This window comes from Streptomyces sp. NTD91 (genome assembly GCF_059510455.1).
In genome coordinates this window covers 21,325-34,255 of sequence record NZ_JCAJZW010000051.1, presented here as the reverse complement: position 1 = coordinate 34,255, position 12,931 = coordinate 21,325, and the positions used below count along the sequence as shown (strand labels likewise).

Below are 12,931 nucleotides of genomic sequence, written 5' to 3'. Positions count from 1 at the left end.
GTGGCACTCCGTCTGATCGGGGTGCCACTCCATTCTCACAGACCGGGATGCGACGGCGAAAACGGCTTTACCTGCCGTGGGATACTGGCTGGGTCTATCCATCCCCACGAGGAGAACGGCACCCATTCCTATGGCCTCGGTCACGTCCCTCAGCGACAGCGTCCAGCAGCACCTCGCGTCCGCCCTCTCGGCCACCCTGCCCGAGGCCGCCGGCGCGGACCCGCTGCTGCGACGAAGCGACCGGGCCGACTTCCAGGCCAACGGCATCCTGGCGCTGGCCAAGAAGGCGAAGGCGAACCCGAGGGAGCTGGCGACACGGGTCGTCTCCCATGTGGTGACGGGGGACGAGCTGATCAAGGACGTCGAGGTCTCCGGCCCCGGCTTCCTGAACATCAGGATCGCGGACCGGGCGATCACCGGGAACCTGGCCGCGCGGTACGCGGACGAGTCGGGCCGCCTCGGCGTGCCGACCGCCCCTGAGCCGGGCACGACGGTGATCGACTACGCGCAGCCGAACGTGGCGAAGGAGATGCACGTAGGCCATCTGCGGTCGGCGGTGATCGGCGACTCGGTGGTCCAGCTCCTGGAGTTCACCGGTGAGAACGTGATTCGCCGGCATCACATCGGCGACTGGGGCACCCAGTTCGGCATGCTGATCCAGTACCTGGACGAGCACCCGCACGAGCTGGACCACAAGGACGCCCAGGTGACGGGTGAGGAGGCGATGTCGAATCTCGACCGCCTCTACAAGGCCGCGCGAAGGAAGTTCGACTCCGACGAGGAGTTCAAGACGCGCGCCCGCCGCCGTGTGGTGGACCTGCAGGCCGGTGACCCGCACACGCTGGCCACGTGGCAGAAGTTCGTGGACGAGTCGAAGATCTATTTCTTCTCCGTCTTCGAGAAGCTGGACATGGAGATCCAGGACCCGGACATCGTCGGCGAGTCGGGGTACAACGACATGCTGGCGGAGACCTGCCGCCTCCTGGAGGAGTCGGGCGTCGCGGTCCGCAGCGAGGGCGCCCTGTGCGTGTTCTTCGACGACATCAAGGGCCCGGACGGCAACCCGGTCCCGCTGATCGTCCAGAAGTCGGACGGCGGCTACGGCTACGCGGCCACCGACCTGTCGGCGATCCGCGACCGCGTCTTCCACCTCAAGGCGAACACGCTCCTGTACGTGGTGGACGCCCGCCAGGCGCTGCACTTCAAGATGGTCTTCGAGACGGCACGGCGGGCCGGCTGGCTGAACGAGGACGTCAAGGCGTTCCAGCTGGCGTTCGGCACGGTCCTCGGCAAGGACGGCAAGCCGTTCAAGACGCGTGAGGGCGAGACGGTCCGGCTGGTGGACCTGCTGGACGAGGCGATCGACCGCGCGTCGGCCGTCGTACGGGAGAAGGCCCAGGATCTCTCCGAGGAGGAGATCGCCGAGCGGGGCGCCCAGGTGGGCATCGGCGCGGTGAAGTACGCGGACCTGTCGACGTCGGCGAACCGGGACTACAAGTTCGACCTGGACCAGATGGTCTCGCTGAACGGCGACACGTCCGTCTACCTGCAGTACGCGTACGCCCGTATCCGCTCCATCCTGCGCAAGGCCGGCGAGACCCGCCCGGCCGCGCACCCGGAGCTGGCGCTGGCGGACGCCGAGCGCGCCCTCGGCCTGCACGTGGACGCCTTCGCGGAGACGGTCACGGAGGCGGCGGCGGAGTACGCCCCGCACAAGCTGGCCGCGTACCTGTACCAGCTGGCGTCCCTCTACACGTCGTTCTACGACAAGTGCCCGGTGCTGAAGGCTCAGACGTCGGCCCAGGTCGAGAACCGTCTCTTCCTGTGCGACGTCACGGCCCGCACCCTGCACCAGGGGATGGCGCTGCTGGGCATCCGGACGCCCGAGAAGCTGTGATCGGCACCCCTTAGAGTCTGTGGAGCGCTGTTGTGCCTCCACAGACTCTGAGGGAGCCCGATGTCCGAGCGAGTCCCTGATCCCGCCACGTCCCATTTCGGCCGGGACGGCATGCGCCGGTTCACGGTGCCGGCCTCCTACGGCGTCCAGTTGCCCGACGCGGTCCGCGAGGGGCTGGCGGGCACGGGTGTCCCGCTGCACGTACAGCCGTACTTCACGGCCGCGGGTGACACCGACGACCCCGCCCTGGGGCTCATCGCAGGGCACCAGGGGCTGCCCGCGCCCGTCGGCGGGCGGCAGAACTGGCTGCGGATCGGCGGCGATCCGCTGGCCCATCTGTGCGTGCGTCCGGACGGCGCGGTGCAGGCGGTGTTCCTGGGACTCGGCGAGGGCGACATGTTCGTCAGCTCGGACGTGTGGGCGTTCAACGCCTCGCTGGCCGCCCTGGACCGTCGCGTGCCGGTGATCGCCGCCTCGACCAGCCTTCCGGTGGCGGCGGCCGCGTTCCGTGAACTGAACGCCGAGCTGCGGCACATCGACGCCGCCGCGTTCGAGGACCGCGAGAGCTGGTGGCCGAAGGTGCTGGACGACGTGCGGCACACCCTCAACTTCCCGTTCTCCTCCGCCTTCGAGTACGTCGACGCGTCGGGCGCCAAGCAGATCGTCACCGACGCGACCGGACCGGGCCGCCCGCACCCCGGGGAACTGGTCTGGTCCCGGCTGCAGGCCGAGGGCATCTCTCCGGAACAGGTCCGGCGCGTCTACTGCGAGCTGGAACCGTGCATGATGCCGGGCCACTACTGCGCCGTATGGCTGCAGGCGACGTTTCCGCACGCGGAGTTCACACACAGCTTCGACTACGGCGACACGGCGGACGCGCGTGAAGAGGGACTCAAGGAGTTGACCACCTACGCGGCGAAGCAGGCGGGCCGCCAGTGACCGGGGCACCGAAGTGGTCCCGCCCGGCGGCGGGCCGCGAACCGGCCGCCGCCGCGCTCCTGTCCTGGCTGGCCGATCCGCAGGCCCCCCGCCTGTGTGTCGTCACAGGCGGAGCGGGATGCGGCAAGTCGACCCTGCTGGCGTGGATGATCGGGCACGGGACGCGGGAGGGGACGCAGCCGGAACGCCGGATCCACGGTTTCGTGCCCCTGGCCGACCAGACCGCCCTGACCTGTGCCTGGACCCTGGCCGGCCAGCTGTACACGGCCGCCCGCACCCCGGGCGAGCTGGTCGAGGCCCTGGCCGCCGACGAACGCCGTACGGTGATCGCGCTGCCGGATCTGCACGCGGCGGCGGACGTCGAGGCGGTGACCGAACTCGCCCTGACATTATTGGACTTGTCGCACGTACGGCTGGTCGTGGAGGTCCGCAGCGACACCGCCGGAACCCTCACGGCGGTCCCCTCGGCGGTGATGGACCTCGATCAGCCGCAGTGGACGGATCCGCGGCGGTACGCGGCATGGGCCGCCACCCGGCCCGCCGGCCGCCGCAAGCCGGAGCCCGGACCCTCCACCCCCGCCGTCGACCTGGACGACCCGGTGGCGGTCTGCGCCGCGGACCCCTGGCAGGTGTCCGTCGCCTACGAGCGCTCCTCGGACCCCCACGGAGGCCTGCGCGCGGCATGGCTGCGGGCCGGAGCCTCCCTGACCCGCGACCAGACACCGGCGGACCGTGCCGTCGTCCTCCTGGCGGCGTTGGGCGACGACGCGGACCCGAGGCTGCCGCAGACGCTGACGACGCCGGCCGCGGGCGCCGCTTGGCAGGTGGTCTGGCGCAGGGTGCGCGGTGACGTCCGCCCACCGTGGCCGGGACCGGCACGCGCGCTCTCGTCGGGGCGCGGGCACCTTGCCGGACAGCTCGTCGTGGCCGATCACCAGGGCACGGTCCGCCTGCTGGAGGAGGCGGACGCGACCCCGGCCGGCCGGCTGCCGGAGCCGGTGGACGGGGTGCGTGCCGTGGCCGCCGTGCCCGGGGGTGACGTCCTGGTCCTGGACACGCACGGCCGGCTCCAGACCTGGCCCAGCCCCTCGGCACCGCGAGCCACGGGTCTGGCGGCACTGCTGGAGGACGGCCCGAGACCGTTGGAACGGCTGGTGGATGCGGCACGGTCCCACGTGGGCGGCCCGGCGGTGGCGTTGGCGTACGCGGAGGGCCTGCTGGCGGTGGGCGACGCAACGGGCCGGGTGCACGTGTTCTCCGAGGCCCAGGGTGAGCCGGAGCCGCTGACGGCGCGGCTGCACGAGGGCGAGGTGGCGGCCGTGGCAGCCCTGCGCCTTGGGACATCCGACGACGCGCCGGGCATCCCCCTGATCCACAGCGGCGGTCACGACGGCACGGTACGGGCGTGGGGCCCCGGCGCCGAGCCGCTCGCCACCCCTGTCGTATCGCGGCCGTGCCCGGTGACGGCCCTGGCAGCGGCGACCACCCACGCCGGGGCACCGGTGCTGGCCGTCGGCTGGGCGGACGGACTGGTCGAGCACCACACCCTGGACGAGGAGGGCGTGGTCCGCCGCTACCGGCCGGGCGCCTTGGTGCGCGCGCTGGCGCTGACAGGGACCGGGACGCTGCTGGTCGGCACGGACGAGACACTGGTGCACCTGCGCCCGGCGTGACGAGCGCACCGATGGGCGGGCTTGTCACAGTCATGCCATAGAGGCGGAGTCGGCGTTGCCCTCCAACTCCCCTCATCCTTACGGTTTTCAGGCTCACATGACGATCGGAGGACGAGGGGGCGTCACGGGGGATGGGCTACACGATTCCGGGTTGGCTGGACCAGGTCCTCGACTACATCGGCATCCACTTCCCGAACGTCGACGAGGACGACTACCGTCACATGGCCACGGCCATGCGGGAGTTCGCCGACAAGTTCGAGGGACACGGCGCGGACGCGCACAGGACGGTGGAGCAGATCCTCGCCTCGTCCAAGGGCTGGGCCGTCCACTCGATGCAGACGCACTGGAACCAGGTCAAGGCCGGCCACCTGGACAAAATTCCCGAACTGGCCCGCCTGTTCGCCGACGCCCTCGACGTGGTCGCGGACGTCGTCTTCGGCATGAAGACCAAGGCAGAGGCCGAACTCGCCGTCATGGCGGGCTCGGTGGGCCTGTCGATCGGAGCGGCCTTCCTCACCGGCGGCCTGTCCGCCGTGCTCGGCGCGGCGGAGGTCACCGCCATGCGCCAACTGGTGAAACGCATCATCGACGAGGCAGCCGACCAGATCGTGAGCGAACTGATCGCCAGGGTCACCGAGCCGGTCAACGCCAAGCTGGAGGCGATGATCGAGGACGCGGTGCTGAATCTGGCGGAGGACGCGTTCTCCCTGCCGCAGGATCCGACCGGAGGAGGCGGTGGGCGAGCGGGTGGTGGCGGCGCGGGTGGTGGCGGCGCGGACGGTGGCGGCGCGGACGGCGGGCGCGGTCACGGCCACGGCGGCATGAAGTTGGCCTCGGCGGGAGGCAGCGGTGGCACGGAACCGGCCTCCGCGTCCGGCGGTTGGGCGGGGGGTGACCTCCACATGGACCACGAGGAATTCGAGAGCGGCGCCGGCAAGCTCTCCTTCCACGGCAGCGAACTCCACGCGAACAGCACCGCCCCACTCGGCCGTGCCAAGGGCCTGTTCGGCCGCACGAGGGGCAAGGACCCCTTCACCCAGACCTTCGACTCGGTGATCCACGGGGCCTTGGAAGGCTGCGAAAAGGCCCTGGCAAAGGTCGGCAAGCACCTCACCGAGACGGTCCCGGACCGTGCACGGGCGGTGTCGCGGCTGCACAAGGACAACGACATCGAGATCGGGAGGCGGGCCAAGCGGATCAAGACATGGAAGGACGGTGAGGACGCCGAAACGCGCACGTACCTGTTGCACGCCGACGGGTCCGTACAGCGCCTGCACGCCGACGGCGGTACGGGAGACCTCGACGACCACGACAAGAAGCGCCTCCATGGAATCGTCGGGGATGACGGCCGCTTCTACATCCCTGCGACGCCGAAACAGAAGTCGGAATTCCACGCCGAGCAAAAACATCCGGGAAGGGCCAAGTCTCAAAAGATCGACCCGTCCACCAGCGATCTCGCCCGGGCCACCCAGGCGGCTCGTGTGGTCCGCGGCGACGGCGGCGGAACAAACTATGCCGCAGGCCGTTACATCGACGGGGCCGGCAGGGAGTCAATCCTCGTCGGCTACAGCAATAAGAGGGGCCATTCCGAGCGCATGATAGGGTTTCCCGTCATTCACTCGAACCAGAAGCATGGACTTGAGGAAATATTCACAGAGCGGGAACCCTGTCAAAAGAACCCCGTGTGCGCCCGCTGACTGGATTACCACTTCGGCTCGGACCTGAAAGTGACCCACGCCGCAGATTACTACGACGAAAAAATGAAGACCACCAACACAGAACACACCAAATACGTGAACGGCCTGAAGAAGACGCTCGGACTATAGCACCACGCTAAGATGCACCCGTGAATTTCACCGTCAACTCCAGCGACCTGATCGAGGCTTACGGGCTGACCAACGTGGTCTATCATCCACAATTCACGGTCGACGAATCCGTCGACCCGCGCGCCTTTTCTCTGCTCAGCTCCGTAGGACTACCGCACTCAGAAGCCTTCACATCGAAAGAAGATCCGGAGGACCCGTACGAGCCGGGCTTCGACCCGCTGGTCGTAGGCAGTCGCTTCGACCATTACGGCTTGTCCTGCCCGGAGGAGAGCCGGACATGGTGGGTTCTGGGGTACCTCTTCACCTCACTCCTCGCCCTCGACCCACGGTCGGGGAAGGTGTACGCCTTCCCGGAGAGCGAAGAGCAGTACATTCTCCTGCACCGCGACCTGGAATCCCTGCTCTTCAGCCTCATCGAGTTCCGGAAGCTGGAAGTCGACCACGAGAACAACGTCGATCCCGCGGAACTCACCGAACGTTTCAGGCACGTGGTCGGCGCCTTCGATCCCACACCGTTCGCCGACGAGGAGTCGCAGTGGAACCTGTCGCTCGAGGAAATCGAGCACGGGATCTGGTAGGACCGCTGTGACGAAGAGTCCACGCCCGCTCGTCGGGCTGTCACCCCCGACACCATCGTGAGCCCCTGGAAGCCCCGCGTCTGAAAGCAGACCGCGGCGCGACGACCCGCCTGATGGCGGCGACGAGGAGTGGGCGGGACCTCGCCCCCGTACCTCGCCCCGTACCTCGCACCGGAGTCGGCGCGTCGGCTGGGGGCCAGTCCCTTCGGTCTGGGCCCGGGCACCTCCGTGCGGGGTGCCGGGATCGTGGCCCTCACCCCGCACGCGCGGGAGCGTGGCAGGCCGAGCACGGGGGCGTACGCCATCTGGCCGCGGTCGGTCATGCGGAGGGTGCCTCCGCATCCTCCGCCTCCTGCGCGTTGTCCTCGGCCAGCTCCCGCACGCGGCGGGCCAGGGCCTGGCGCACGGCGTCCGGGGCGAGGACGCGCAGGGGCGTGCCCAGGGTGAGGAGGTAGCGGGCGAGGCCGTCCGGGTCGGGTCCGCCGATGTCGACCACGGTGGCGTCGGGGCCGTCGGGGCGGTGGGTGCCGACCGTGGGCGGGATCAGCCGTAGCGCCTCGCTCGCGGGGAGGGGCAGGCGGACGGTCGCCGAGAGCGGGTAGGGGCCGTTCGCGATGTTGCGGGAGACCAGCCGGGCCGGGTCCGGTGCGTCGGTGAGGTCCGCCGGGTGGGCGGTGGGCTGGAGGCGGTCGACCCGGTCGGCGCGGAAGGTGCGCCACTGGGCGCGGGCGACGTCCCGCGCGACGAAGTACCAGCGGCGACCGGTGTGGACCAGTCGGTACGGGTCCACGTCCCGGGTCGTGCTTGTGCCCTCTCCGTCGGTGTACGACAGCCGGGCACGGCGGCCCTCTCTGCACGCGACGGCCAGTTCCAGTAGCAGGCCGGGGCGCAACGCGGAGTCGTCCGTCCCCGGGAGGCGTACGAACGCGTCGTCCAGCTCGCCGAGACGGTCCGCGATGTGCCGGGGCAGCACCTGCCGCAACTTCAGCAGTGCCGACAGGGCCGCCTGGTCCCCACCGAGCGCGCCGCTCAGCGCGGCCTGGCTCAGGCCGACGGCCACGGCCAGTGCCTCCTCGTCGTCGAGGATCAGCGGCGGTACGCGCGAGCCGGCGCGGAGGCGGTAACCGCCCCAGGGGCCGGCCTCGGAGTCGACCGTGTAGCCGAGGTCCCGGAGCCTCGCCACGTCCCGGCGGACCGTGCGGTCGGTGACCTCCATGCGCTCGGCCAGCTCGGTGCAGGTCCAGGAAGGACGCGAGGACAACAGGGACAGCAGGCGGAGAAGGCGGGCGGACGAGCTGAGCACGCGGGAAGTCTGGCACGCGGCAACCGGTGACCAGGACCGTAGCTGTCCTGGTCATGTCCTACCGTCCTCCCCATGACCACGGAAACCTCCTCCACGCCCGCGTTCCGCTTCGCCGCCGTCACCTTCGACTGTGCCGACCCCGCCGAGATGGCCCGGTTCTACAGCGAGTTGCTCGGCATGTCCGTCGCCTTCTCCAGCGACGACTTCGTCTTCCTCGGCAAGGAGGGCTCGACCGGCCTGGGCTTCAACCGCCTCGCCGACTACCGCCGACCCACCTGGCCGGACCCGGCCCAGGAGAAGCAGGCACACATCGAGCTGGGCGTGGACGACCTGGACGCCGCCGAGAAGCGGCTGCTCGAACTGGGCGCGCAGAAGCCCGAGTTCCAGCCGGGCGGGGAGCGGTGGCGGGTGCTGCTGGATCCCGCGGGGCACCCGTTCTGCATCACCACGCTCGTCTAGGGCGTGTTTCGAAAGTGGCGTCGTCCGCCCGGAGGGCGGGGTCCGCGGCGTCTGGTGCGGTGCATCGCAAGGCGGAGGGTCGTCCTCGTACCGGGCGTACGTGGACGATCCCGACAACGCGGCGAGGTGCCGTGCCAGGCGTCGCGGACCAGACGGGACTTTCGAGACACGCCCCAGGAGCGGGGCCCACCGGGGCACGCCGATAGCGGCCACACCCGCCGTCCGCCCTCGCCCGGGTCCTCGGCGGCTTCGAGAACCCGGTCCCGAAGCCGTCCGGTCCCGACCCGGTCGAGGGCGCCGTCCGGGTGATCCGCTTCCGGCACGACGCCGGTTGCGACCGCGCCCGGAGGATGCCGTGGGTAACTGGTGTCCGTTGCACCAGATGAGCCGCTCGTCCCGGTACCAGAGGCGCGGCCCCGACACATGCCGGTGTGACTGCGGCACGGGGAACCGCGTCCGCCGTCGTGGGCGGGCGCATCGCTTTGGAGGCTTTGTGCGAGTCTTCCGTCGCCCGCGTTCGCTCTCGGCCGTCGCCGCGTTGGGCGCGGCGCTGGCCGTCCTTCCCGCCTTGTCCCCCACGCCCGCCGCCGGCGCGGCTCTCAGCCGGTCCACGCATGCGCGGCCGGTCCGCTCCCCGGACTCCGGCCCCGCGCTGCACCATGACACCTCACCACCGCTGCGCACGCTGGCGCAGACGCCCGGGCCCCCGACCGCGCCGCACCCCGTGCCCCCCGGAGAGCCGCAGCATCCGGCGCTCCCCGGACAGGCCCCGGATCCGGTGGTGCAGCGCCACCAGGGCCGCCGGCCGCAGATCCCGCTGCGCAGCAATTTCGAGGGGGTTCCGGCGAGCGGCACCGTTCCGCCGGACCCGAACGCCTCGGTGGGATCCAGCCAGATCATGGAGGTCACCAACGTCGAACTCGCGGTGTACTCCAGGACCGGCACCGCGCTGCTCGGACCGATCCCGACCGACACCCTGTGGAAGGGCTTCGGCGGACCGTGCGAGACCGGGTTCAACGTGGACCCCGTCGTCCGGTGGGACACCCTTGCCCGCCGCTGGGTCTTCACCCAGTTCTCCGCGAATGACAACCTCCTGTGCGTGGGCGTCTCCACCACGTCCGACGCCACCGGCTCCTATCACCGCTACGCCTTCGAGTACCGGGAGGACCCCGACTACGAGAAGCTCGCGGTGTGGCCGGACGCCTACTACGTGACCATCAACTCCGGCGGTCCGCACAGGAAGGAGGTGTGCGCCTGGGACCGGAGCAGGATGCTGCGCGGTGAGGACGCGAGCCAACAGTGCTACCTGGTGCCGGCGATCCCCGTCCTCCTCGGCTCCGATCTCGACGGCACGAATCCGCCGCCGCGCGGGGAGCCCAACCTGCTGGTCACCATGGGCGACAACGGCCGGTCCCTGCGCTACTACCGGTTCCACGTCGACTGGAGGAACCAGGCCCGCACCTCCGTGACCGGCCCGGGAACCCTGAGGGTCGCGCCCTTCACCCCCGCCTGCGAGCACACCGTTCCCGACATGTGCGTTCCCCAGGCCGGTACCACGCAGAAGCTGGACTCGCTGTCCTACTGGCCCATGTACCGGCTCGCCTACCGCAACTTCGGCGACCACGAGTCACTGGTGTTCAACCACTCGGTCGACGCCCGCGGCGCCGTGGGGGTGCGCTGGTACGAGCTGCGGCTGCGCGACGGCCGGCCGGTCGTCCACCAGCAGAGCACCTATGCTCCGGACACCACCTACCGGTGGATGGGTTCCGTCGCCCAGAACAGGGTGGGTGACATCGCGCTGGGATACTCGCAGTCGTCCTCCCGGAACCATCCCTCGATCCGCGTCACCGGGCGTCTGGCGCACGACCGGTCGGGCCTGATGACGTTCCGCGAGACGACCGTGCTGACCGGCGCCGGCTCGCAGGTGGGGGACGTGCCGGAGCAGCCCTGGCGCTGGGGCGACTACACCTCCATGGCGATCGACCCGACGGACGACTGCACGTTCTGGTACACCAACGAGTACCTGCCGTCCGACGGCATCGACAACTGGCGCACCCGCATCGCCTCCTTCCGGCTCTCCGACTGCGACGGCGGGCATCAACGGCCCTGAGTGTCGACGGGGTGCCAGGCCGGGGCGGCCCGCCCGGTGCGTTGTACCGGCGGGCCGCCCCGGCCTTCCTCCTGGTGCCGGCCGCGTCTGCTGCGGGGCCTCCGCTGCGGCCACAGGAGCACGTACGCCGCCGAGCTCAGGCAGAACGCCAGCCGGATGAAGCCCCGGGTGGGGTCCGACGGGATCAGCAGGGCGCTGCCGTACAGGGAGATGAGCGCGATCCAGCTGACCCACGGGACCAGGCGGCGCTGGCCGATGGAGTCCCAGATCAGCGTGCCCAGCAGGACGGAGGCGTTGTAGTACGTGTACACGCTGGGGTCGAGGACGATGCGGGCGTCGGCCGCCAGGAACACCACCGCCGGCCAGCGGCCCCGTCGTACCGCAAGGGCGCCCAGGCCCATGCCGAGGGCCATCTGGGCGGGGCGGTCCCACCAGGGGGTCTGGGGGTCGTGCACGCCGAACCAGCGGAGCGAGGACGCCTGTTGGTTGGGGATCGTGAAGCGGGCCGCGTGCAGGGTTTCCAGGTGGGTCAGGTAGAAGGGCAGCCAGGCCAGCGCCACCAGGCCGAACGTCCAGGCCGCGGCGCGCGGGCGGGCCGGGCGCGGCAGGGCGAGCAGCAGTGGCAGGAAGCCGACCGCCCAGGGTTTGGAGTCGACCGCCAGGGCCAGGAAGACGCCGACCGCCGTGGCGTTGCCCCGGACCAGTGCGCGGACGGCGAGCGTGGTGAAGAACAGGGCGAGGACGTCGTCGAGGTGGGCGAAGCGGACCGCGACCTCGACCCACATGGGGATGAAGGCGGCGCCGGCGATCAGGACGCGTTGCTGGAGGCGTTTGTGGTTGACGCCCGTGCCGAGGTAGTGGTCGGCTGCGGCGCGGCCGACCAGCACAAGCATGTACAGGCCGAGACCGGACATGAACGCGTCGGCCAGTTTCTCACCCAGATCGGCGGGGAAGGGGGCGAAGAGTCCGGCGACGAGGAAGCTGACGGGGCCGATCTGCAGCTCGGGGTGGTTGGCGTAGAGGGCGAGGCCGCCTCCGTCGGCCTGGCCGAAGAGCAGTTGCTCGCCCTGGCGCAGATAGTGCCAGGACACGGCCGCGTGACGTTCGGCCACCGCGAACCAGACGACGGTCCACAGGGTGAGCAGCACGATGTGCCACCGCACCGGGTAACGCCCGATCCGCACGTTCCTCCGTCCTTTCCGCCACGCCGATCACCGTGCCCCACCCATCACAACACCACCCGGTAAGAGCCGGTTCGGGGGCCGGGGGTTCCTCGCGCGCGGCCGGTCAACCGCATTGTCAGTGGCGGCCTTTACAGTCACGGGTATGGCGACTCTTCCCAATCCGCTGCCCGAGCTGGCCACCGACCCCAGCGGTCGTTCCCTGGGGCTGCGGCTCCCTCCCGGCCGGCTGGTCGACCTGGCGTACGACGGCCCCTGGCACGAACCGCTGCTGTGGCACGCGGAGAAGCCGGCCGCACCGGGCACGTGGAAGGCGCTGGGCGCACCGGCGGCACGGGCCGGCCTGCTGCCGGTGCTGATAGACCTGGCGGCGTCCCGGGGCGGGCTGGAGGACTGGGTGCTGCTTCCCGGCGAGACGTCGTATCCGGGGGATCACGACGCCGAGGAGGTCCTGGCGGAGTACTGGGAGGAGGAGACGGAGGACGGCGAGCTCGTCGAGGAGATCGAGCCGTTCGGGGACACCTGGCCCGGCCTCGCACCGGCCGGCTCACTGTCCGCGGACCCGGACACCCGCGCCGCGCAGGTCGCCGACGGACTCGAGGGCGGCCGGGGCGCGGCGATCGAGGAGGCGCACCTCGCCCTGGTCCCGGCGCGCCGGTCCGCCGACATCCCGGCGGCGATCGGCTGGACCGGCGCGGTGAACTACGAGAGCGACGTGGCCCGGATCTGCGCGGTGCTGCGTTCCTGGGAGGACCGCTTCGGCATACGGGTGGTGGCCCTCGGCCCGGACACCCTCGTCGTCTCCGTCGCGGCTCCGCCGGCCACCCAGGAGGACGCCGAGGCGGTGGCGGCGGAACACTTCGCGTTCTGCCCGGACAACGTGCTCCAGGGCGAGGAGACCACCGTCCGCACGTATGCGAAGGGACTGGTCGGCCGGCCTGTCTGGACCTTCTGGTGGGACTGAC

General features: G+C 70.6%; 10 protein-coding genes. 8 read left to right on the top strand and 2 right to left on the bottom strand.

Features of this window, described 5'->3' with window-relative positions:
- Positions 1-130 precede the first annotated feature (130 nt).
- The 5 genes from argS (at position 131) to AC5WRT_RS33805 (ending at position 6,913) form a co-directional block, all read left to right on the top strand.
- Positions 131-1,897: an arginine--tRNA ligase gene (argS, locus tag AC5WRT_RS33825; RefSeq protein ID WP_496097975.1), complete on the top strand. Its 1,767-nt coding sequence runs from the start codon at positions 131-133 to the stop codon at positions 1,895-1,897.
- A gap of 60 nt (positions 1,898-1,957) precedes the next feature.
- A complete protein-coding gene (locus AC5WRT_RS33820) occupies positions 1,958-2,836 on the top strand; it encodes a nucleic acid/nucleotide deaminase domain-containing protein (RefSeq protein ID WP_496097974.1) in 879 nt (292 codons plus the stop codon).
- A complete protein-coding gene (locus AC5WRT_RS33815; protein ID WP_496097973.1) occupies positions 2,833-4,509 on the top strand; it encodes a WD40 repeat domain-containing protein in 1,677 nt (558 codons plus the stop codon). The genes AC5WRT_RS33820 and AC5WRT_RS33815 overlap by 4 nt, the downstream gene beginning before the upstream one ends.
- A gap of 131 nt (positions 4,510-4,640) precedes the next feature.
- Entirely contained in the window at positions 4,641-6,206 is a 1,566-nt protein-coding gene (locus AC5WRT_RS33810) for a WXG100-like domain-containing protein (RefSeq protein ID WP_496097972.1), read from the top strand.
- A 149-nt stretch (positions 6,207-6,355) separates the two neighbouring features.
- The gene (locus AC5WRT_RS33805) at positions 6,356-6,913 is read left to right on the top strand and encodes an SUKH-4 family immunity protein (RefSeq protein WP_496097971.1); all 558 of its coding nucleotides are present in this window, start codon (positions 6,356-6,358) and stop codon (positions 6,911-6,913) included.
- Positions 6,914-7,232: 319 nt separating this feature from the next.
- Here the strand turns inward: AC5WRT_RS33805 and AC5WRT_RS33800 are convergent, their stop codons facing one another.
- Complete coding sequence (locus tag AC5WRT_RS33800) at positions 7,233-8,216, bottom strand: helix-turn-helix transcriptional regulator (protein ID WP_496097970.1); 984 nt, start codon at positions 8,214-8,216, stop codon at positions 7,233-7,235.
- Between the two features lie 72 nt (positions 8,217-8,288).
- Between AC5WRT_RS33800 and AC5WRT_RS33795 the strand changes: the two genes are divergently transcribed.
- On the top strand, positions 8,289-8,675 hold the full coding sequence (locus AC5WRT_RS33795) for a VOC family protein (RefSeq protein ID WP_496097969.1): 387 nt from the start codon (positions 8,289-8,291) through the stop codon (positions 8,673-8,675).
- A gap of 493 nt (positions 8,676-9,168) precedes the next feature.
- Positions 9,169-10,785, top strand: a complete 1,617-nt coding sequence (locus tag AC5WRT_RS33790; protein WP_496097968.1) for a hypothetical protein — start codon at positions 9,169-9,171, stop codon at positions 10,783-10,785.
- Here the strand turns inward: AC5WRT_RS33790 and AC5WRT_RS33785 are convergent.
- Positions 10,773-11,969, bottom strand: coding sequence for a hypothetical protein (locus AC5WRT_RS33785; RefSeq protein WP_496097967.1), 1,197 nt, complete (start codon positions 11,967-11,969; stop codon positions 10,773-10,775). The two genes, AC5WRT_RS33790 and AC5WRT_RS33785, sit on opposite strands and share 13 nt — an antisense overlap.
- A gap of 142 nt (positions 11,970-12,111) precedes the next feature.
- Between AC5WRT_RS33785 and AC5WRT_RS33780 the strand changes: the two genes are divergently transcribed.
- The gene (locus tag AC5WRT_RS33780; protein ID WP_496097966.1) at positions 12,112-12,930 is read left to right on the top strand and encodes a DUF4253 domain-containing protein; all 819 of its coding nucleotides are present in this window, start codon (positions 12,112-12,114) and stop codon (positions 12,928-12,930) included.
- The last annotated feature ends 1 nt before the right edge of the window (position 12,931 follow it).